This window comes from Agarivorans sp. QJM3NY_33, from assembly GCF_050870865.2.
Taxonomy (GTDB): domain Bacteria; phylum Pseudomonadota; class Gammaproteobacteria; order Enterobacterales; family Celerinatantimonadaceae; genus Agarivorans.
This window is the reverse complement of record NZ_CP194039.2, coordinates 3,062,931-3,084,317: the sequence shown is the minus strand read 5'-3', so window position 1 is coordinate 3,084,317 and position 21,387 is coordinate 3,062,931. Positions and strand designations below refer to the sequence as shown.

General features: G+C 46.2%; 16 protein-coding genes. 15 read left to right on the top strand and 1 reads right to left on the bottom strand.

Annotation, left to right across the window (positions count from 1 at the left end; genetic code table 11):
- Positions 1-14: 14 nt before the first annotated feature.
- The 8 genes from ACRRSY_RS13815 to ACRRSY_RS13780 all read left to right on the top strand — a co-directional run bounded on the left by ACRRSY_RS13815 (position 15) and on the right by ACRRSY_RS13780 (position 11,788).
- Entirely contained in the window at positions 15-3,098 is a 3,084-nt protein-coding gene (locus ACRRSY_RS13815) for a PAS domain S-box protein (RefSeq protein ID WP_432463457.1), read from the top strand.
- Positions 3,099-3,119: 21 nt separating this feature from the next.
- Complete coding sequence (locus ACRRSY_RS13810) at positions 3,120-4,529, top strand: sigma-54-dependent transcriptional regulator (RefSeq protein ID WP_432463456.1); 1,410 nt, start codon at positions 3,120-3,122, stop codon at positions 4,527-4,529.
- 1,079 nt (positions 4,530-5,608) lie between these two features.
- Positions 5,609-7,732 carry an LruC domain-containing protein gene (locus tag ACRRSY_RS13805; RefSeq protein WP_432463455.1) on the top strand — a complete coding sequence of 708 codons (2,124 nt, stop codon included), beginning with the start codon at positions 5,609-5,611 and terminating at the stop codon, positions 7,730-7,732.
- A gap of 1 nt (position 7,733) precedes the next feature.
- Entirely contained in the window at positions 7,734-8,285 is a 552-nt protein-coding gene (locus ACRRSY_RS13800; protein WP_432463454.1) for a hypothetical protein, read from the top strand.
- Positions 8,286-8,298: 13 nt separating this feature from the next.
- Positions 8,299-9,357, top strand: a complete 1,059-nt coding sequence (locus tag ACRRSY_RS13795; RefSeq protein ID WP_432463453.1) for a glycosyltransferase family 4 protein — start codon at positions 8,299-8,301, stop codon at positions 9,355-9,357.
- Between the two features lie 519 nt (positions 9,358-9,876).
- Positions 9,877-10,692 carry a hypothetical protein gene (locus ACRRSY_RS13790; RefSeq protein ID WP_432463452.1) on the top strand — a complete coding sequence of 272 codons (816 nt, stop codon included), beginning with the start codon at positions 9,877-9,879 and terminating at the stop codon, positions 10,690-10,692.
- Between the two features lie 3 nt (positions 10,693-10,695).
- The gene (locus tag ACRRSY_RS13785) at positions 10,696-11,103 is read left to right on the top strand and encodes a hypothetical protein (protein WP_432463450.1); all 408 of its coding nucleotides are present in this window, start codon (positions 10,696-10,698) and stop codon (positions 11,101-11,103) included.
- Positions 11,096-11,788, top strand: a complete 693-nt coding sequence (locus tag ACRRSY_RS13780) for a hypothetical protein (RefSeq protein WP_432463449.1) — start codon at positions 11,096-11,098, stop codon at positions 11,786-11,788. The genes ACRRSY_RS13785 and ACRRSY_RS13780 overlap by 8 nt, the downstream gene beginning before the upstream one ends.
- 92 nt (positions 11,789-11,880) lie before the next feature.
- Here the strand turns inward: ACRRSY_RS13780 and ACRRSY_RS13775 are convergent, their stop codons facing one another.
- Positions 11,881-12,111 (bottom strand): DUF2798 domain-containing protein, encoded by a 231-nt coding sequence (locus ACRRSY_RS13775; protein ID WP_432463448.1) that lies wholly within the window; start codon positions 12,109-12,111, stop codon positions 11,881-11,883.
- Between the two features lie 1,044 nt (positions 12,112-13,155).
- On the opposite strand from ACRRSY_RS13775, the gene ACRRSY_RS13770 reads away from it, so the two are divergent.
- The 7 genes from ACRRSY_RS13770 (at position 13,156) to ACRRSY_RS13740 (ending at position 21,374) form a co-directional block, all read left to right on the top strand.
- Entirely contained in the window at positions 13,156-13,638 is a 483-nt protein-coding gene (locus ACRRSY_RS13770) for a hypothetical protein (RefSeq protein WP_432463447.1), read from the top strand.
- A 220-nt stretch (positions 13,639-13,858) separates the two neighbouring features.
- Positions 13,859-14,482, top strand: a complete 624-nt coding sequence (locus ACRRSY_RS13765; protein WP_432463446.1) for a hypothetical protein — start codon at positions 13,859-13,861, stop codon at positions 14,480-14,482.
- A gap of 483 nt (positions 14,483-14,965) precedes the next feature.
- On the top strand, positions 14,966-15,175 hold the full coding sequence (locus ACRRSY_RS13760) for a hypothetical protein (protein ID WP_432463445.1): 210 nt from the start codon (positions 14,966-14,968) through the stop codon (positions 15,173-15,175).
- Between the two features lie 576 nt (positions 15,176-15,751).
- Entirely contained in the window at positions 15,752-17,536 is a 1,785-nt protein-coding gene (locus ACRRSY_RS13755) for an ABC transporter substrate-binding protein (RefSeq protein ID WP_432463444.1), read from the top strand.
- A gap of 81 nt (positions 17,537-17,617) precedes the next feature.
- Positions 17,618-18,556, top strand: a complete 939-nt coding sequence (locus ACRRSY_RS13750) for an ABC transporter permease (protein WP_432452643.1) — start codon at positions 17,618-17,620, stop codon at positions 18,554-18,556.
- Positions 18,557-18,582: 26 nt separating this feature from the next.
- Positions 18,583-19,659 carry an ABC transporter permease gene (locus ACRRSY_RS13745; RefSeq protein ID WP_432452644.1) on the top strand — a complete coding sequence of 359 codons (1,077 nt, stop codon included), beginning with the start codon at positions 18,583-18,585 and terminating at the stop codon, positions 19,657-19,659.
- A gap of 14 nt (positions 19,660-19,673) precedes the next feature.
- Complete coding sequence (locus tag ACRRSY_RS13740) at positions 19,674-21,374, top strand: ABC transporter ATP-binding protein (protein WP_432452645.1); 1,701 nt, start codon at positions 19,674-19,676, stop codon at positions 21,372-21,374.
- The last annotated feature ends 13 nt before the right edge of the window (positions 21,375-21,387 follow it).

Genomic DNA, 21,387 nt, shown 5'->3' with positions numbered 1-21,387 from the left:
GGATTAAAATTGCGATGGCATTGAGCTTTAAAGCAAAAACCGTATTAGGGGTCGCCTTAATCGAATCAGTGCTATTAGCGATTTTGGTGTATAGCAGCATTGGTTGGCTCTACGACTCCAATGAGATGCAAGTTGAACAACATGGGCGAATGATGTCTACTTTGTTCGCCTCAAGTACTAAAAATGCGCTGATCACCACAGATATCGCCACCCTCGATAGCCTTGCCTCAGAATTCGCTTCGCAGAGCGATGTGGCCTACGTGATTATTCGCGATGAGCAGCAGCGCGTTTTGGCTCAGTCGGGGGCCGATCCCAATGAAGACCCAGCCAATAATCCTGAGCTGGGAGACCATGTCCACAAAGTATTTAATACTCACATTGAAGTCATCGCCGCCAATCACTTATACGGTGAAATTGATGTGGGCATTTATGATCATGGTCTGCATGGTTTGATTAGTGAAGCGAGTTCATTTGGGGTTGGCATTGCGGTATTGGAAATTGCGTTAGTGGCGCTATTTTCCTTTTTGTTGGGGACCTATTTAACGCGCCAGTTGGGTGGCTTACGGGATGCCGCAAAAACCATTGCTCAGGTGGGGCCAGGTTTTCAATTGGCGGTCAAAGGTCATGATGAGATTTCTGAAGTTGCCAGTGCCTTCAATAAGATGTCGGCAGCCTTGGAGCAATCTCATCTTGAGTTTAAGCAAGCTATCAATGTGCAGCAGCAACTGGCTTTGGAATTAGAGAAAAATCAGTCGATGCTAAGCGCGACCATCGCCTCGGCGATGGACGCAGTGATCACCACCGACCGCTATGGTTACGTACTGGAATTTAGCCAGAGTGCCGAGCGGATGTTTGGCTATAGCCGTGATGAGATGCTTGGCCAAGAGCTGGCGGAATTTATTGTACCGAAGGCTTTTCGTGAGGCGCATCGCAAGGGTATGCAGCATTTTCGAGAAAGCGGCGAAGCGCCGGTACTTGGCCAGCGTTTAGAGTTGCCAGCTTTGCATAAAGAGGGACATGAGTTTTTGGCCGAGTTGACCATCAGTGCGGTGGAGCTGGGCGATAACACTATTTTTACTGCCTTTATGCGAGATATTTCCGACAAGAAACGGACTGAGCAAGAGTTGCAACTGGCCGCGTGCGCTTTCGATGCTAATGAAGCGATATTTATGACCGATCGGTACTCTAAGATTGTTCGCGTGAATAAAGCTTTTACTCATATTACCGGTTATTCGGCCGAGGAAGCGATTGGACAACAACCTTCTTTATTAAGCTCTGGTCAGCATGACAAGGCTTTCTTTGAACAGATGTGGCAGGGGATCCGCGAACAGGGAGAGTGGTCTGGTGAAATTGTCAATCGACGTAAAAATGGTGAATTATTACCAGAGTGGTTAAGCATATCCTCAGTCAAAGGTAGCCAAGGAAAACCAAGCCATTATGTCGCACATTTTACCGATCTGAGTGAACAAAAAGCGGTTGAACAGTCTCTGGAAAGAGCGAAACACGATGCCGAAGCTGCCAGCCTTGCCAAGAGCCGTTTTTTAGCAAGCATGAGTCACGAAATTCGCACTCCTTTGAACGCTATTATCAATATGTATCAGATCTTGAAGGAAACAGAGTTGAGTGCGGAACAGCAAAGTTTCGTGGATGTTGGTCATGAAGCTGGCCATACCCTGATGGCCTTAGTGAACAATGTCTTAGATTTCTCAAAAATTGAAGCGGGCCAATTAGACTTCAATAACGAATGGTTTTCTCCGGTGAAGGTGCTGCAAAGCATCGTTAAATTGTTTAGTACCACCGCGGCACAAAAATCTCTTAGCTTTAAACTCGATGTTGACTCGCAGGTTATGTCGGAATACTTCGGTGAACCCCTCCGTTTTCGTCAAATTGTATTTAACTTAATGGGTAACGCGATCAAATTCACCCAGCAAGGTGGGGTGAGTCTGGCTTTACACTGCAGCCAGCATAAGGGCTTAGTATTGCAGGTAAAAGATACCGGGATCGGGATTAGTGACGAAGACAAAGCACGTTTGTTTGAAGAGTTTTATCAAGTAGAGAGTGGTTCAACCAAGCGTTATTCGGGAACTGGATTGGGTTTGGCGATTAGCTTGCAGTTGGTCGAGAAAATGGGCGGGCAGATCTCCGTGGAAAGTCAGCTTGGGGAGGGCACCACTTTTTGTGTTGAGTTTCCTTTCAAAGGTCGCGCGGCGCCTGCGGTTCAGCTCGAAGATGTATTGGATCCGCACCAGCATTTAGATGCACTCACCGCCAGAGTCTTGTTAGTGGAAGATAGCGCGATGAACCGCACCGTGGTGAGCCAGGTGCTCAAAGATGTGGTGCAGCAACTTGATTGTGCTGAAAATGGTCAATTAGCGGTAGAGCTATGCCAACAGCAGCACTTCGATGTGATTTTAATGGATATGGCAATGCCGGTGATGGATGGTGTTAGTGCAACGCGGGAGATTCGTAATCACGCTGGACTCAACCAAAATACGCCGATTATTGCGATGACCGCCAATGCCTTTGCCGAAGACAAACAAGCTTGTTTTAGCGCAGGTATGAATGATTTCATCACTAAGCCTATCGACATTGCCTTACTTCGGGCTAAACTAATCCAATGGTTTCATGCTTCAAGGCTCGAAGCGGACAAGGTTAAGCCTTCTACGTGCACGGTGGATCAGCCCCTTGCATTATTAAATCAAGACCAGAAAAGCGATACTGCGCTTCAGCCTGAGAGCGATCCTATTTTACCAATGATCGATTTTAAGGTTTTGGATCAACTAGTTAAAGATGCGGGGATGGAGGCTTTGCCTCTGATGTTGTCGCTGCTCTATCAGGAAACCGAGCAACAGGCGCTTGCCATTAAAGAGGCGTTTGCCGGACAGCAGTTTGAGCAGTTGGCGCTGGCGGCACATACCATGAAGGGCAACCTCGCAACCTTTGGCGGAGAAAAAGTACGCCAGTTAGCATTAGCCATTGAATTGGCTGCCAAGGCTGGCGATGCGGCAAGTTTAAAAGCGCCTGTCGCTGAGCTTGATGCGGTGCTTGGCGCAACCATGGATGCGATTAAACAATATGAACAAAACTTAGCAAGTTGAGGACGGTACATGGGAAGTGATATGAAAGCCTCGGTTTTGTTGGTGGAAGACAGTGCCACACTGGCCGCTACCTATCAGGCTTATCTCAGCAAAGACGAGCTTAAACTTCAACGAGTCGCCACTGGTGGCGCAGCTATCGAATTTCTTTCTAAGCAATCGGTGCAGGTCATGTTACTTGACCTCAATCTTCCCGATATGAGTGGCATGCAGGTTTTAGAATGGATGGTAGAGCGCAGCCTGCCAACTTCGGTGATTATTATTACCGCCTACGGCTCGGTCGATGTGGCGGTTGATTCGATGCGTTTGGGGGTGGTGGACTTTATCGAAAAACCCTTCGACGCGAGTCGCTTGCGGGTAACGGTAAACAATGCGCTTAAATTACATAAACTAAAATCCTTAGTCGAGGACTATCAGGCGGACGCCGGGCGTGAGCGTTTCCATGGCTTTATTGGTGGCAGCTTGGCGATGCAGAATGTCTATCGAATGATTGAAGCTGTGGCCGCCAGTAAGGCAACGGTGTTTATTACTGGCGAAAGTGGCACAGGTAAAGAAGTTTGCGCCGAGGCGATTTATCAACAGGGACAGCGGGCCGATAAACCTTTTATTGCCCTCAATTGCGGTGCAATTCCTAAAGATCTCATGGAAAGCGAGATCTTCGGCCATGTAAAAGGTGCTTTTACCGGTGCCTCTTCGGCGCGGCAAGGGGCTGCTGTGCAGGCTAATGGTGGCACCCTGTTTCTCGATGAAATCGGTGAAATGGACATGGATCTGCAAACCAAGTTATTACGATTTGTGCAGACTGGGCGTTTTCAAAAAGTGGGTGGCAGTCAAGAAGAGCAGGTTGATGTGCGCTTCTTGTGCGCGACCAATCGCGATCCCTGGGAAGAGGTTCAAGCGGGTCGCTTTCGGGAAGATTTGTATTACCGTTTATATGTGGTGCCGATCCACTTACCGCCACTGCGTGACCGGGGTCTGGATGTACCAGCCATTGCGCAACAGTTTTTGCGCCGCTATGCCAAGGAAGAAGGCAAGCAATTTCGACGTTTTTCCAGCTTAAGCGCGACCATCATCAGCAATTATGATTGGCCGGGTAATGTTCGGCAGCTACAAAATGTGATCCGCAATATTTGCGTATTGCACGATGGTAAAGAAGTGTTAGCCAGCCAGTTGCCGCCGCCGCTGAATCAATTAATTCCGGAAGGCGCGATTGGTGCCGATGGTCGCCATGCGGAGGAAGTGGCGACCAGTGAATTGCCGAGCAATCATGGTAGCCAGTATCAAATACAGCCGCTGTGGCTCACCGAGAAAGAGGCGATTGAGCATGCCATCGATCATTGTGATGGCAATATCCCCAAGGCCGCAGAGCTGTTAGATGTGAGTCCATCCACCATTTACCGTAAAAAGCAGACTTGGGATGAGACCGAGCTTTAAGCCTCGATGGTATTTTTTAGAAAATTGATGGTTCAATTATGCGGCTCGCTCATGGGGCCGCAATTTCTAAGGCTTATACCAATCTAAGGAATTATCTATTCATTCTTGCTCGCCTAAATAACCGCTAACCGTTTGATGTATATTGTAATTAGAGCCACGAGTGACTGCGCTTCATGGCTCGTTATTGGCAGATTTATTCTGCGCCATAGCTTGCTCATATAATGAATTAGATTGGTATTAAGGTCCTATTCTCAACTCTAGCTTCCAGCGCCTAAGGTCTAAGGTTTAAGGCCCAAGGAAGCCCCCATTTTTAATTCTACCTTCTAGCGCTTAAGGCTCAGGCTCAAGGAGTCCCCACTTTTATTTTAGTTGCCAGCGCCCAAGGCCTAAGGTTTAGGGTTCAGGGAAGCCCCACGTTTAATTCTAACTTCTAGCTTCTAGCGCTTAAGGCTCAGGCTCAAGGAGTCCCCACTTTTATTTTAGTTGCCAGCGCCCAAGGCCTAAGGTTTAGGGTTCAGGGAAGCCCCACGTTTAATTCTAACTTCTAGCTTCTAGCGCTTAAGGCTCAGGCTCAAGGAGTCCCCACTTTTATTTTAGTTGCCAGCGCCCAAGGCCTAAGGTTTAGGGTTCAGGGAAGCCCCACTTTTAATTCTAACTTCTAGCTTCTAGCGCTTAAGGCTCAGGCTTAAGGAGTCCCCACTTTTATTTTAGTTGCCAGCGCCCAAGGCCTAAGGTTTAGGGTTCAGGGAAGCCCCACTTTTAATTCTAACTTCTAGCTTCTAGCTTCTAGCGCTTAAGGCTTAAGGAAGGCCTCAGTGTTAATTTGGGTCTATAAGGCTTAACGCTTGGACTCGACTTAAGCTTGGTTTGGCTGTTTAATTCCGCTTAAATCGTCGCCAAATGACCAACCAAGTTTAAGCTATGCTGGTTTTTGCAGTTTGCGAATCTACCTTCAGGCTAACTGAATACTATTTTATAAATCCGAGTAATATCTAGTTAAATCAGTTCATTATGGATCTGGCTTGGCTTTTGCTATCCAAGGGCTATCGGTATCTAACTCAGCACAGACAGGATGGATTATGAAACCTTGGAAACCTCTCGCCTTGGCCTTGCTCTGCTCACCAATGAGTAGCTATGGGGCGGCATTCTCAACTTGCCCGACGCAGGCATTTTTAGTGCAGCAAAACGTTGCACAGCTCTTTGGTGTGAATTTAGCCACTGGTCATTACCAAAACCTCTCTTCTGATATGGGGACCAGCGGCAAACTGAACGCTATCGGTTTTAACCTGCATGACGATCACCTCTACGCCTGGAGTTACCAACATCAAACGCTGGCCAAAATTGGTGACGACTATCAGCTGCAGCCGCTCAGTCTGAATTGGAATGGCATCGATAGTCAGGTGAGTTTTTATGTGGGAGATGTGGCGGTGGATGAAAACGCCCACTATTTGTATCGCAGTGGGGTGGATCGCGGTCTGTACCGGGTGTCTTTAGCCCCCAATGATGCTGACTATTTGAGTATGCAACGGATCGTTGATGGGGCCGCGCTAAACCTGCGGATCTTTGATATGGCCTTTCATCCCGACAACGGCATGCTGTATAGCGTTGATAATAAGGGGGTGTTATGGCGGATTGATCCCAACGATGGTAGCAGCCAGTCGTTAGCAACGGTCGGTCAAACTGGCACCTTTGGCGCAGTGTATTTTGATGTAGACGGTAATCTCTACATTAGCCGTAATAGTGATGGTTTAATTTTTCAAATCGACATTAGTGCAGCACAGCCTACCGCACTGCGATATGCCCAGGGCCCCGCTTCGAGTAATAACGATGGTGCGCGTTGCGCCATCGCACCAATTGTCGCGGAAGATGATGCCAACATCGACTTTGGCGATGCACCGTCAAGTTTTGGCACCCGTTTGGCCGAAAACGGCGCCAGACACCAGTTGGTGGCCGGGGGCATTCGCCTCGGTCAGCGGGTGGATGGGGAAATGGATGCCTATGTTTATCCAGCCAGCGATGACAGTTCTCGTTTGTTGGATGATGAAGACGGTATCGCCTTTGTCACCGCTCTGCAGGTGGGTTTAGATTTTGTACTGCAAGTAGATAGTTCTGGCGAAGGCTATTTGAATGGCTGGATCGATCTCAATGGGAACGGCGTATTTGACGTTCAAGAGCAGATCTTGAATGACCAAGCGGTGGATCCCGGTGTTCAGTCTTTGTTGGTCTCTATCCCCGAAGGCTATACCAGTGGCGAGCGTTGGGCTCGCTTTAGAGTTAGCTCGGTCGCTGGGGTGCAAGCCACTGGCGGGGCGCCCGACGGAGAGGTGGAAGATTATCAAATTTATGTGGGGGATGCGGCGACTCAGGTGAGTTACTACCCCAGTGCCGATGGCTATGCCACGGTTGCCTTTGAAGATAACTGGCCCGCAGCGGGCGACTACGATCTGAACGATTTAGTGGTGAATTTGCAAACCAAAGTGCTTAGCTTTAACAATGCAGAGGTCGCCCGTATTGAGTTGCAGGGTGAGGTGCGGGCGGTGGGTGCCAGCTTTCATAATGGTTTTGCCATTCGTATTCCGGGCCTCGCTAAAAGTTTGCTCGACAGGGCTACCATCCGTTTTGAAATCAATGGCGAGCTGCAAGCACACAGCGTAATTGACGAAGCCAGTGATGAGATTGTGGCGATTATTGCGAGTGATGTGCGCCAGTACATTAATCCGCAAAATCAATGTGATTTTTACAAAACTCAAAGCGATTGTGAAGGGGCGGGGCAGCTCCATTTTAAAGTGCATTTACCCTTGCTTGAAGGGCTTGATTTGGCGAGCCTGCCAAGTGCGCCGTTTGACCCTTTTATTTTTGCTACCGAACATTCACGCGAGCCCTATTTTAGTGACTCGCCAGCGCGTGGTTTAGAAGTGCATGTGAAAAATCAAAGCCCAAGTACCCAAGCCAGCGATAGCCTTTGGGGAAGTTTCGATGACAGTTCAAATCCATCTTCGGGCAGTTATTACCAAACTGCTAATGGCCTGCCCTGGGCGATTATTGTGCCCTATAACTGGCAGTATCCCTTCGAGCGAGTCAGCGTTGCCGATGCCTATCCACAGTTTTTGCAATATGCACAAAGCGAAGGTTTAGAAAGTGGTGATTGGTACTTATTAGAAAATGCGCGTAGCGAGTTAATTTATCAACAAGAGGGGAAGTAACATGACTGGCTTTACACAAATCACAAACCGACTGTTTTATAGCTCAATCTTGGCGACCAGTTTACTAATGGTGGGCTGTGGTGGTGGCAGTGACAGCGCCCCTGCAAATAATCAGAATAACGAGCAGCCCGCAGCGCCGATTGAACCTGCACCAGTAGAGCAGCCATCAACCGTCGAGCCACCGGCGCCCAGCCCAGAACCTGCGCCTGTGGTGAGTAGCCTTGAGCAGCTCCAGGTTGCCGAAAATTTTAGTTTTGTTAATCAGCAGCAGCGGCAGCTGAACATTCGCTACCCCTATTCGCAAGGCGAGCGTGCTTATCTAAATATTTGCACTCATTGGAAAAATGCCGACAGTGGCAGCATCGAATACAGCTCTTGTTTATGGCGAGGCCAAATCAGTGCTTCGCAAATGGCGCTGCAATTGACCGTACCGGCCCATGCTTCGCTGTTAATTGCCGAAGTATGGCAGTTGTCTTCGGGAAATGTGAACAGCGTTCAGCAGCAGCTGAGCTTGGCTGAGTTTGGGACACAAACCCTGACTTTTAACTTTTAATTGAGTAGCGCCGATGCAAACTTATCGAAGCAGTGATACTCCCCCGCAAACTCAGGCGATTTGGCTGTTTATCGACAGCCAAACGGTCGGCGGGATTGAAAGCCACGTGGTCAATTTAGCTCAGGCTCTGGCCAAGCGCAGGCATCCGGTTTGTGTGATATTGTGGCGCGCCTATCAACCAGACCATCCGATGCTGGCCCAGCTTAATCAGCATCAGGTGGCTTGGCTGGTGCTGGATGGTTCGATACGAACACTGCGCCGAGCGTTGAATGATTATTCGCCTTGTGTGGTGCATAGTCATGGCTACAAGGCCAGTATTGTCGCCCGCTTGGTGCGTCTGTTTCAGCCCATCAGGCTGGTGTCCAGCTTTCATGCGGGTGAAGCCTGCCAGGGTCGTTTAGCACTGTATGATTTTGCGGATCGCTATAGCGCGTGGCTGTCGCAGCAACGCATTGCGGTGAGCCAGCCAATCGCCAGCCGGGTGGCGGCGTCTTGCCAAGTCATCAATAACTTTGTTGAGTTACCCGCAGCAAGGGCCAGCCTGGCAAGCGTGAATCGCAGCCCGACCATCGCATTGGTTGGGCGCTTAACTCAGGTGAAAGGTCCCGATCGTTTCTATGACTTAGCCAAGGCGCTGCCGCAGTTTGATTTTGCGGTGTACGGGGAAGGCGACTGGTTTGAACAGGCAAATCTCCCCCCTTTAGCGAACCTCGTCTTTCATGGCCGAAAATCTGCCATGAGCAATCATTGGGCGAATATCGACTTATTGTGCATGCCATCGCGCCACGAAGGTTTACCCTTAGCGGCGCTGGAAGCCATGGCGCGGGGGATCCCGGTGATGGCCACTAATGTGGGCGCCTTGGGTCAGTTAATCCAACATCGGGTGAATGGTTTCCTATTTGAGCAATTTCAGCGCAGCCAATGGCGGGATTGTTTGCTGGAGTGGCAGCATAGCACCCAGCTACAGCATGCGTTGAGCGCTCGGGCGAGGCAAACCGTGGCACAGCATTATTCTGCAGAGGCAGTATTGCCGCAATTTGAAGCTCTCTATCGGCAACTCTGGCAAAGCTAAAACCGCCAGTGATGCTTGGTGTGAGCAGCTTGCGGGGTCAAATGTTTGCTGGAGTGGCAGCATAGCACTTAGCTACAGCATGCGTTGAGCGCTCGGGCGAGGCAAACTGTAGTGGCACAGCATTATTCTGCAGAGGCAGTATTGCCGCAGTTTGAAGCTCTCTATCGGCAACTCTGGCAAAGCTAAAGCGGCCAGTGACGTTTGGTTTGAGCAGCTTGCGGGGTCAAATGTTTGCTGGAGTGGCAGCATAGCACTCAGCTACAGCATGCGTTGAGCGCTCGGGCGAGGCAAACTGTGGCACAGCATTATTCTGCAGAGGCAGTATTGCCGCAATTTGAAGCTCTCTATCGGCAACTCTGGCAAAGCCAAAACCGCCAGTGATGCTTGGTTTGAGCAGCTTGCGGGGTCAAATCAATGCAAGCTTAGTGCTCTGTCTTTATGATTAGTGTTTGAGGCCGCCGTTGGCCTCAGTCAGCCCTAATCAGGGTTTCATGGAGCGTGAGTGAATAAGGAACCGCGGTGAGTCTGATACAGAGCCAAGCAAATCTTCTCAAACAAGCGGCATATCTGCTCAAAGATATTGAAGCCGAGTTACATTTTCGTGCGCCATATTCTTCCAAACTAAAGCCAATCCGCGAGCTGCTGCAATGGCTCAAAGATGGCCAGCCTGTGGGGTGTTTTCGCCATCAATACGGGTCGGAGCAAGCCGATGCTGCAGCGGACGAGCATTTCGAGTTGAGTGATAGTCTCACGATTGACGATAGCTTGGAGCCAGACGCCTTTTGGCAGGCACCACTGGCTCAGTTGCTGGCGGAGTCGGCATTATGTGAAAACATCATGCTCAAGCTGAGCCAAGGTCAAGCGCAAGAGCTTATTTATAATCCCTTGATCTACGAAGCCGGCAAACCGTTTTTTTTCATCCTGAGTAAAACTCGGGAGCCACAGGCACTGGCTGCCTTTGTGCAGCTGTTTTGTCACTATCTGCGCTACAACGAGCAACTCGATTGGCAACAAATTCAGCCGAATAATGTGCAGGCTTTAATCTGCAGCATCGTCATCCCCAGTCTGGCGAAGTTCCGCGAAAGTATTATTAGTGAGGTGATGGTTATGGATGAAACCCATTGGCATAGCGCGGTGGCGCTTGAAAATATCTTGCAACATGCTTCCGAGCCCGAGGTTGGCATTTGGCTGGACGGGCTGAAGCTGAGCGTGGATGAAAACTACATGCCACCCATCGATACCTGGATCCTCAATGCGCTGCAGCTGCAGCCGGATGGTGATAATCCGCTGCAATTTTTTGAAACGCCGCAACAATACGTGTTATTTGGGAGTTAAATCATGAACGCCGGTTTATGCAGTGGATTGCTGGTGGCCTTACTTAGCGTGGCAAGCTGGCCGTTGTCGGCCGCCGATACCCAGCTGTTACGTCATGTTCAAGGGCTGAGCCGAGATTACTATTACCTGAATATCGAGTCGCCGGCCCAGCCCTTTCAGGTTCAGGATATTGTGGGGGGCGAGCACGAAAATCAATACTTCATCCTTGGTTTTGCGGGCGATCAATTCTCGATTGCCATCGATTCACTGGAGGGGGACGCTGGCTACTCGCTTGGAGGCGAGGGCTACCAAGCTCAACAACAGGCGGCGGGAGACCATGTGCTGGTGGAACTGCCGCACACTTGGATCAGGATTCAGGTATCGGCCCATCCCTATGCCGAATATCGTTTAAGGGTGAAAAAATATGAATGAGCAAAACCTCGGGCAAGCCGCTGCCAGTGCGCAAATCGCGGCGCTGTTGGAGCTACTTCCCACCCTTAAAGCCGAGCTACGGTTTGCCGGTTGTAATGAGGGAGCGCCCTTATTCAGGCGGATCGAGCAAATGCTGAGTGAGCTTCATCAAGCCCAGCGCTCGGCCATGGACTCGCGGTTTGCCAGCACCGCCGAGATTGAAGATCCGGTGGCCCACTTACAGCAGTATCGGTTTTTAGCGCCCGTTTATCACTGCGATGGTCACGGCCATGTACAGGTTCAGCAGCCGCAAAATCACCAGCTCTATTCCTTAGAGAGCCTATTACAGGCGATTGAAGATAAAAATGACTGGTCACGCTGTTTTTACATGTTTGAAGCTCAGGATCCGGTCTGGTTAGCAGAGCTCGCCGAGCAGCTAGCCAACCGCGCCGCTTACCATACGCAGTGTCAACTGAAACTGAGTGAGTTGCTCAACCAGCGATCCCAGTTAATTGGCCTGTTGCAGGACGCTGACCAATGGTACTGGGATGCTGAAAATCATCACTTGCTGTTATCACTGATGGCCACCATCGAGAGTTTGTTGGTGGATGACGACAGCGACGAATTGGAACAGGAAATAGAACGCAGCATGCTAAATGCATTGAAACAGCGCCTGGCCGAGCGTTATCAGCAACTCGTGGACTAAATTTAGCTTCTGAGCAGGCGGATGCTGGTTCAATCTCATTCGCCTGCCGACATGCCAAAAACGCAGTTGTCCTGGCTTGTGAGTAGCCTGCCTCAGGTTTCGCGCGAGGCCGTGAGTTTCAGGGCAATACCAAAGGAAACTTTACTGACCACCAGTGAAAGTAAAAAGGCAATCGGCCAGGCCAGTAGGAAACGCTCGAGCCAGATACTCAGCCATTGTGCGTTAAAGCCTAATTCGATAAAGCTGAAAATGCCGGTCATTAAGAACGCCATCATTAATGAAATGAGGAACTGAGCAATAATAATGGTTTTTGGGTTTTGCATGGTTTCATCCAAGTCATGGATGATGCTTAGGACATGATTAAATACACCGCTGCACCATCCTAATTAAAGGTTAGTGCCGTGGGTTCGCCAATCGCGACTAGATCTCACCGAGGGGGGAGGGCCGGAATAACCATACCGACCTAAAATTTTTTCGACGCGGGATGTTAAATAAAATGGTGATCCGGGTCAAGCTTTTGCTGTGTTTATGCAATGCCTTGTTGCTAGCAATGAATGCATCCTTGAATATGACTTTACTATCAATTTATGTGCTAACTATCTGAAATTATTAAAAAGTAGTGATATGCTATTGAACAATTAATGGATGAAATAAGGTCGACTCCCGTATGATAACAAGGTTTTTTTTCTTCAGAGAAGCTGTTAGCTAGCCCAGCAGGTTTTATGAATATTTTAATACATTTTTTATTTTACTTTCGACAAGCGCTTTCGCAAAGGTTTGTAAAAAGGGGCAGCCCTGTGGTAACTCATGCATATCTTGGAATAAAACATGTCGTATAGAACAACCAACTTTATTTACTCATCAGAACCAAATAGCAAATAATAATACTGGAGAAAATGTCCCGACTGGTCGTAAAAATAAGGACAGTATTACTATTGAGGCTGAATTTGGTTGTATGGTTACATGGACTGCTTTGGTTGATTTTCATCTATTCAAGAAAAATGAAGAAGAAGTTATCAATGATGTTTTATATAAAGTTAAGCTAAAGGAGAAATTTAATAATAAATCAATCGGAAAAAATTCATAAAATGAATTAAGGGTCGTTTACAGAAATGCACTTAATAAATATTCTATCAAAGCATTAGAGTTGGAAAAAATGCAAAAAGATGTGGAATCATTCCGTGGTGAGTTTATGAAAAGTTGCGTAATACAAACAGTAAAGATAATAGCTATGCGCAAGGATAGCTAAAAAATGAGAATATGTGTAGAAGCAATTCCTCGAAATTTAGCAGTAGTCAAAATTATAAATAATAAAATGGTCGTCTCAACTATTTGACCGTGCAAATAATCATAGATTTTTATTATGGGTGTCTAAATTAACTGCGCTTTTAAAACTGTATTTAACGGAGAAAGTTTTGAAGATAAAACGTAATAACAAACAATGTGAACTGGATGGGCCTTTAGCTTTGCATGAAGCCATGCTTGAAGCTGACTTGAATGCAAAGCTATTCAGAGCCACAGATCCCATGTTTATGGAATCTGTGGGTGAAATGGTCACTCGAATAAATGAAATGAATGACATTCACGATAAAGGTGAGTTTGAGTCACTTGTTGAGGACGCTTGCCGAGAGCACTTGTTCTTTTTAAAGCTTGAAAATCAAGACAATGTTGTTGAGCTTCACTTTGAAAATAATGAAATTACCATCACTAATTCAACAGCCAATGAAGTCTCTGCATTGCTCGAAATTGCGGCTTCTCTAAATGCTGAATTACTGAATGAATTCGGTCGGCTGATCCCTCAACCAGAGAGTCCAAAAAAATCATTCTGGCGCTTGTTGGGGCTGAAATAAAATTACGGAGTCGCTTATTCCAAGCCGCAAAATGGCTGCAATGGTCTGAACAGGTTTTGGCTTTCGTCAAAAACAACAAAGAAACAACAACAAAAAAACAAGATACCCACTTCAAGGCTCAGTTAATGTAAATAACCGCAGGTTTTTATCATGGGTGTCTAAATTTAATTGGTGTCTAAATTAAATTTTTATCAGAAGCTGTTAATTACTTGGAGAAAATTTGAAAGGTCGAATATCAAGATTGACAATAGTAGATGTATGTCTTGAAGGTGTTGTATTGGCACAAAACGAATACTGTGATATGTCTGGCGGGGACTGGGTTTGTTGGGCTCCTGAGTACTTTATAACAACAACTGTTGCGCGGTGTTTGCATCAAGCAAAAGGCAATAAGTATGTAACGATTGAAAACGGTGCATACGATGCTCTTGACTATGCTGGAGCTGTTGGTAAAGGTCGAATTCATAGAGATATACGATCCGGCGGACGTTTTGATCTTCTACTTTGGTGGGCAAAAGGAGCTCCTAGAGCCGTAATTGAAGTAAAGAACAGAGTATTTAATAAGACACAATATGAATCAGATTTAAAAAGAATTACTGGCGTTCTAAAACGAAAGAAGTTGCAGTCTTCAATGGAATTTGGTGCATTTACTTTTTACTCTGCTGCTGATGACTCGTCTACTAAAAGGTCGCATGAGATATTGGAACAACGAATTGAAACTATTCAGAATAACGCTCAAGTAATTGTTGGCGATGAGTTCAAAGCAACTTTATACATAAGTGACATTGTGATTGAAGATGCAAGCGCTTGGTTTGCTGGGTGTATACTCGTAGAACATAAAATATAACAAGACATCCACCTCAAGGCTCCGTTAATGTAAATAACCGTAGGTTTTTATCATGGCTGTCTGAATTAACTTGAATTAACTTGAATTAACTGCTTTGAATTAACGGCTTGTGAATGTCGCTGGGTTAAATCGTAGGTTGTTAAATGACAATGGTTAAAGTAATTCTTAAATCACAACATGACGTAAAATTAGGTAGACATCCATGGCAACTCTTGAAATGACACGAGTTGCCTTAGCAGTCGTCTAAACCGCTATATTTTTGGTCAGTTTCATTTGTCATGATTCTTCTGTTTTGGAAAGCATTGCAGCTAAGCGTGTCGAGCTAGTTTGTTGAAGCCGTCTGAAATACTGAATATCGCTACTTTCACTAGCAGAGTATTATGGCTAGGCATCAGAAGCATAAAGGATATGACTGTGAACATTGGATTTTCAGTATCAGATTTAACAAAGCGTAATTAATTTTACTCCAATGCGCTTACTCCATTGGGCATTAAGAAGATAGTGGCGTTTGATGGCGCGAGAGGTTTCGGAAAGAATGGAAAACCAGAGTTGTGGTTTGGGAAAGGTCGCCTACAACAGTCACCTATACATGTTGCTTTTACTGCTGATAGCCGAAAACAGCTTGAGCAATTTTATGAAGCGGCTTTGGCTTCTGGTGCTTTTGTTATCGATACTGATAAGTATAATATTTAGGCGGTACGCCGCAGCACTGAATAATGCCTTTCATTGGCTTGAGCTTGGGATAAAAATGGAAGGAAACTAATAGCTGGTTTAGTGTTTGGGTCTTTTGAGCCAGAAGGTGCTATCAGTAAGTGAGGCAGTTTATTTTGCTATGTGGATTTTTTTAAGCTTTTGTCTCAATGGAAAAAATTGCAGTTTGCAAGCGGTGAACATAAGTGGTTCTTAAGGTGGTTATCTATCGCGTTGCTTTCAATTGGAAACGTCCAACTTGGTGCGATTTGCAGGGTGTTGTGAGCCAATTCAGTGAAACACTCAACGGAACATGTCGAATTTGGGCGACTCGTCATAAATATGTCTAAACAAAAACCTTACAAGATATTGGCTGTATGGCGATAGCAAAGACCTATATAATACAACGTGTTGTATATACATGTACCGGTAGACTCGGACAAGGTGAGTGATGAGTCTGTTGGAAATGTAACAAAACTGTATAAGTTAAAGAGTCTGTGAAAAGAAAAAAGGAGATGGCTTGTTATTTGCTATGTCATATCAATTAGTTACCTAACAACTTAATATGAAGAGGATCGAATGAAGAACAAACTCTATAAGATAGGCCTGCTCTCTGCGGCGATGCTAGCTTCTTGTTCGCTGTATGCTGGAGAAAGTAAAAGTACACTCAATGTTGCATTCGAACTTGCAGCAACGGGCTTTGACCCTGCGAAAGTTTCTGATATTTATTCCGGTAAAGTCATTGAAAATATTTACGACTCTTTACTCACCTATGACTACCTTGCTCGCCCGATTAAGCTTATTCCTAATACCATTGAAGCCTTACCAACTATTACGAATGACGGAAAAACCTATACTTTTAAAATAAAATCGGGGATCTATTTTGCAGATGACCCCGCGTTTAAAGGTAAAAAGAGAGAGCTGGTTGCTGCTGATTACGTTTATTCCTTGAAACGGATATTCGATAAAACCATTAATTCGCCACAGAGCTATCTGGTTGATGGCAAGTTTGTTGGTACCGATGAAATGGTCACCCAAGCTGGTAATGGTGCGCTGAATTACGACACGCAGATTGAAGGTATTAAAGCGTTAGATAAATATACCTTACAATTGAACCTAACCAGCAAGAACTATAATTTTGCGACTATTTTGGCAATGCCCACTTTTGGCGCTGTTGCACGAGAAGTGATTGAAGCCAATGCCGCAAATACCAATGCGCATCCGGTTGGAACCGGTCCATACATGCTCACAGAGTGGAAACCGGGCAGTAAAATTACCCTAGACGCAAACCCAAATTTCCGTAAATCGGTGTTTAATTATCAGCCTGATCCGAGCGATCCAATTTCTGTTCGGGTTGCTCAAGAGATGCATGGTAAAACTTTGCCACAAATGCAGCACATCAACATTAGTATTATTGAAGAGGAACAACCCGCCTGGCTTGCTTTTTTAAATAATCAGCTTGATCTGAATATGATTCCCCAACCCGCGCTGAAAGAAGCGTTAGTGATGAATCCTAACGACCCGCTGGATGTGAAATTAGCACAAAAATATGTGGATGAAGGCATTACCCTGCAACGTAGTAAAATACTCGAAATTGTATTTTACTTCTTTAATATGGAAGATCCCGTTGTTGGCGGCTATACCCCTGCTAACATTGCATTACGCCGTGCAATTGCCATGGGTTTTCCGATTAATGAAACGATTGCCAGAATTCGTCGTGGGCAGGCGGTTCCTGTAGAATATGCGATCCCAGAAGGGGTTGCAGGCCATAATCCTAAAGTAAAAAGTTCAGTGAAATATAACCCAGCAAAAGCTAATGCATTATTGGATGCAGCGGGTTACAAAATCGGTGACGACGGTTACCGTACCCTACCGGATGGTTCGCCATTATCGGTTCAAATGGGAACCACCACTTCTGCTGTTGACCGTGAATGGAATGAATTTTGGCAGCAAGATTTTGATTCGCTTAAAATAAAACTCTCGTTCAAACCCGGTAAATGGCCTGAATTGTCAAAAGCCAACCGTGAAGGTAAATTGCAGATGTGGGGATTGGCATGGAGTGCCGACTACCCTGATGGCGAGAATTTCATGCAGATGTTTTATGGTCCCAATAAAGGTGATTCTAATTTTGCAGCGTTTAACTTACCCGCCTTTAATAAAGATTATGAAGAAGCGTTAAGCCTGCCAAATGGAGAGAAGCGACAGAAGCTTTATGACCATATGAATAAACTGGTTGTACAGTACCAGCCCTACATTTTTGGCGACACGCGGGTACGTAGCTATGTGTCTCACAAAAATGTTCATGGCTATAAAACCCATCCAATTATGCAAGCTCCTTGGCGTTACATAGAAGTAGACAAATAACCGTTCTATTTCATCTGTATTATTCAATACAACTCACCATGAGGTGCGTTGTATTGATGTTTTTTTGCTCGAGGAGACTGCATGCTTTCTTATGTTATTCGCCGCAGCTGGCAAATGATCCCCACCTTGCTTGGGGTGATGTTGCTACTGTTTACACTGTACACCCTGGTTGGCGGTGATCCATCTTATATTTTGGCAGGGAAAAGCCTGAGTAATGAGATGCTGGCCAGCATTCATGCTCAATTAGGCTTGGATAAAAGTCTGCCTGAACAGTTCTGGATTTTTGTTAAGCAAGTGATCAGTATGGACTTTGGCACCTCTTGGTCAACCCAACAGCCTGTCTCTGAGATCATCAATAGTCGCATTGGTCCATCGGTGATGCTGTTGTTGACTTGGCAAATGTGTTCACTGTTTTTCTCACTGCTGTTTGCCGCATCTGTCGCTTACTACAACGGCAGCGCTTATGACCGTACTGTGACTATTATTTCAACGGTTGCAATGTCGATCAGTATCTTGGTGTATATCATCGCCGGGCAATACTTTCTTGCCTATAAAATGCAATGGTTTCCAGTGTTCGGCTGGGGCAATGATATGTGGCAAAACTTCCTGATTTATATACCGCTACCGCTATTGATTGGGGTTGCCGTGAGCATTGCACCAGACACGCGCTTTTATCGTACCTGTTTTGTTGAAGAGATGAACAACGATTACGTTCGTACTGCGAGAGCAAAGGGTTTGTCGGAGAGAACCGTTGTTTTAAAACATGTGATGCGTAATGCACTGATTCCGATTGTTACGGGAGTGATGTCTTCCTTACCTTATATGATCACTGGGTCGGTGTTGATCGAACGGTTTTTTGGTATCCCCGGTTTAGGCAACGAAATACTAAGAGCAGTTAATGCCAGTGATTTTCCTGTGATTAAAGCCATTACCATCTATCTCGTGATTACCATTATGATTTTTAATCTGCTTGCGGACTTGATTTATAAGCTGGTCGATCCACGCGTGCAATTAAATTAGGAATGTAAGGTAGGGAAGAATAGACCGTGAAATATCAAACTAACGATGTTGCTATCGAACTAGAAAATGTGGTGCAACAAGAAGATGCCCATACCCGAAGTTTATGGACGCTCGGCTGGCAACGGCTAAAAAACGACAAAGTCGGTTATATTAGCTTGATGATTGTCAGTTTATACTTATTGTTATCACTCGCTGGATGGATGAATCTTGCGGGTGAAAATTGGCGCGAAGAAATTGCATTACCCCATGCACCGCCAAGTTTTGCGACTTGGGAAGCGCGTGGCGCTGAAGTCAAAGCTGTTAGTTATTCGGAATCTCCGAGCGCTCAAAATGAGATTGCCGATGCTGCCGACGACCCTTTGGCGGCATTGATGGCGGAAGCCAGTTCGAATGCCGAGCAATATGAAACCGAAACCATAGAAAAAGCCCATTCTCTTATCTTAGGGGCGGATGGTCGTGGACGCGACATTTTACAAAAAACCATTAAAGGAACTTCAGTGTCGGTGACTGTGGCGCTGTTTGGCTCTTTTTGCGCGATTATTATTGGTACTATTTTAGGCGCGATTGCGGGTTATTTCGGTAAGTGGGTTGATGATCTGCTGATGTGGTTTTACAGCATCTTTACTTCCATTCCCGAGATGTTATTGCTGTTATCTTTTGCGGTGGTGTTTTCTCGAGGCATTGATACCTTGATCATCATCTTTGCCGTGACTTCATGGACATCGGTATTTCGTGTGATGCGAGCCGAGTTTATGAAACATAAGCATCGTGAGTATGTGCAAGCCGCGGATGCCATTGGTGCGGGCCATGTTCGCAAAATGTTTTTGCATATTCTTCCCAATGTGAGTCACTTGTTATTGGTACAGTTTTCCATTCTCACGGTGGGGATGATCAAATCGGAAGTGGTACTTTCCTTCCTTGGATTTGGGGTTGATATCACCCAAACCAGTTGGGGGGCTATGTTAGCGGAGGTGCCAGCAGAGTTGATACAAGGTTATTGGTGGCAAATGATTACCGTTACTGTGTTTATGTCGATTCTGGTGACTGCATTTAGCTTATTGACCGATAGCTTGCGTGACGCATTAGACCCTAAAGTGAAGTAACGGTGGAGAATATAATGGACAGTTCCTTACTCAATGTTAAAAACTTAAGCGTCGACTTTAGATTGGAAGATGGTCGTCTATTTCACGCCCTAAAAAGGGTTAATTTCGAGATCCCAAGAAATATGACCGTTGCGCTGGTTGGTGAATCAGGGTCTGGAAAATCAGTGACTTCAATGGCGCTTATGGGATTATTACCAAGTTCCAATACCTTAATTTCTTCTGAAAGTGAGATAGAATTTGATGGCAGCGACGTGTTAAGCATGTCGAAAAAATCTTTACGTAAATTACGCGGTGGCGATGTTGCGATGATTTTTCAGGAGCCGATGAGCTCGCTCAATCCAGTGTTCACCATTGGTAACCAAATCATTGAAACCTTGTTGCAACACAAAGACATTAGCAAAAAGTCCGCGAAGCGCAAAGCGATTGATTTGTTGACCGAAGTGGGCTTGCCCGATCCGGAAAATCGTATTCATGCTTATCCACATGAGTTATCGGGTGGCCAGCAACAACGGGTTATGATCGCGATGGCGATTGCCTGTGAACCCAAGCTGTTGATCGCCGACGAACCAACCACGGCGCTGGATGTGACGATTCAGAAACAGATTCTGGATCTGTTGGCCAAAATGCAAAAAAAGCACAAGATGTCGGTGTTATTTATCACCCATGATCTTGGCGTGGTCGCTGAATTTGCCGATCAAGTGATTGTGATGCGCCATGGTGTGATTTGCGAGCAAGGAGACATTAAGTCTATTTTTACGCAACCGCAGCACCCATACACCAAGGCCCTTTTGAACTGTCGTCCAACACTTGACTATAGGCCCGAGCGACTGGCTGTGATTGATGACTTCCTGCAAGACGAGCCCTATCAGCTTCCCTCAGAGCGAGCCCGAGGATATCAGGAAACGGGAGAGGTAGTGCTTGAGGTGAATAACCTATGTAAGTACTTTAATATTAAGACAGGATTGTTTCATCGCAAGCAATTAAAAGCTGTGGATGGGGTGTCCTTTCAATTACAACGTGGTAAAACCTTAGGCATCGTAGGAGAGTCTGGTTCGGGTAAATCTACCGTGGGTCATACCATTATGCGTCTGCTTAATGCGACGTCTGGGGATGCTTTTTTTAAGGGAGAAGAAATTCTGGGAATGTCCGATGAGGCGTTTAAACCGCTGAAACGCCGGGTACAGATTATTTTCCAAAATCCTTACGCTTCTCTAAATCCGAGATTCACGGTCGGCCAAATATTGATGGAACCGATGTTACTGCATGGGATTGGTCAGGATAAAGCAGACCGTAGACAAATGGCTGAATCACTTTTAGAGCGGGTGAGTCTGCCCAAAAGTGCGTTTAACAAGTATCCCCATGAATTTTCTGGAGGTCAACGTCAACGGATTGCGATAGCCCGCTGTTTAACCTTGAAACCCGATGTGCTGATTTGCGATGAATCGGTTTCCGCCCTCGATGTGTCAGTTCAGTCGCAGGTCTTGAATTTACTCCAAGATTTACAAGACGAGTTCCAAATTTCTTATTTGTTTATTTCTCATGACTTGTCGGTGGTTAAACACATCTCCGATCAAATTATGGTAATGCAACAAGGCAAAGTTGTTGAGATTGGTGATTCAGACCGTATTTATGCCGATCCACAACATGAATACACCCGAAAATTAATTTCTGCGATACCTAAAGACCCAATGAGAGAGGCGGCTTTATTTGCGTAGCCGCCACTTCTTA

What these genes read in the sequence shown, in the direction of transcription:
- ACRRSY_RS13815 (WP_432463457.1), top strand. Translation starts at nt 15, where the DNA reads ATGGCATTGAGCTTTAAAGCAAAAACCGTATTAGGGGTCGCCTTAATC.
- ACRRSY_RS13810 (WP_432463456.1), top strand. Translation starts at nt 3,120, where the DNA reads ATGAAAGCCTCGGTTTTGTTGGTGGAAGACAGTGCCACACTGGCCGCT.
- ACRRSY_RS13805 (WP_432463455.1), top strand. Translation starts at nt 5,609, where the DNA reads ATGAAACCTTGGAAACCTCTCGCCTTGGCCTTGCTCTGCTCACCAATG.
- ACRRSY_RS13800 (WP_432463454.1), top strand. Translation starts at nt 7,734, where the DNA reads ATGACTGGCTTTACACAAATCACAAACCGACTGTTTTATAGCTCAATC.
- ACRRSY_RS13795 (WP_432463453.1), top strand. Translation starts at nt 8,299, where the DNA reads ATGCAAACTTATCGAAGCAGTGATACTCCCCCGCAAACTCAGGCGATT.
- ACRRSY_RS13785 (WP_432463450.1), top strand. Translation starts at nt 10,696, where the DNA reads ATGAACGCCGGTTTATGCAGTGGATTGCTGGTGGCCTTACTTAGCGTG.
- ACRRSY_RS13780 (WP_432463449.1), top strand. Translation starts at nt 11,096, where the DNA reads ATGAATGAGCAAAACCTCGGGCAAGCCGCTGCCAGTGCGCAAATCGCG.
- ACRRSY_RS13775 (WP_432463448.1), bottom strand. Translation starts at nt 12,111, where the DNA reads ATGCAAAACCCAAAAACCATTATTATTGCTCAGTTCCTCATTTCATTA.
- ACRRSY_RS13755 (WP_432463444.1), top strand. Translation starts at nt 15,752, where the DNA reads ATGAAGAACAAACTCTATAAGATAGGCCTGCTCTCTGCGGCGATGCTA.
- ACRRSY_RS13750 (WP_432452643.1), top strand. Translation starts at nt 17,618, where the DNA reads ATGCTTTCTTATGTTATTCGCCGCAGCTGGCAAATGATCCCCACCTTG.
- ACRRSY_RS13740 (WP_432452645.1), top strand. Translation starts at nt 19,674, where the DNA reads ATGGACAGTTCCTTACTCAATGTTAAAAACTTAAGCGTCGACTTTAGA.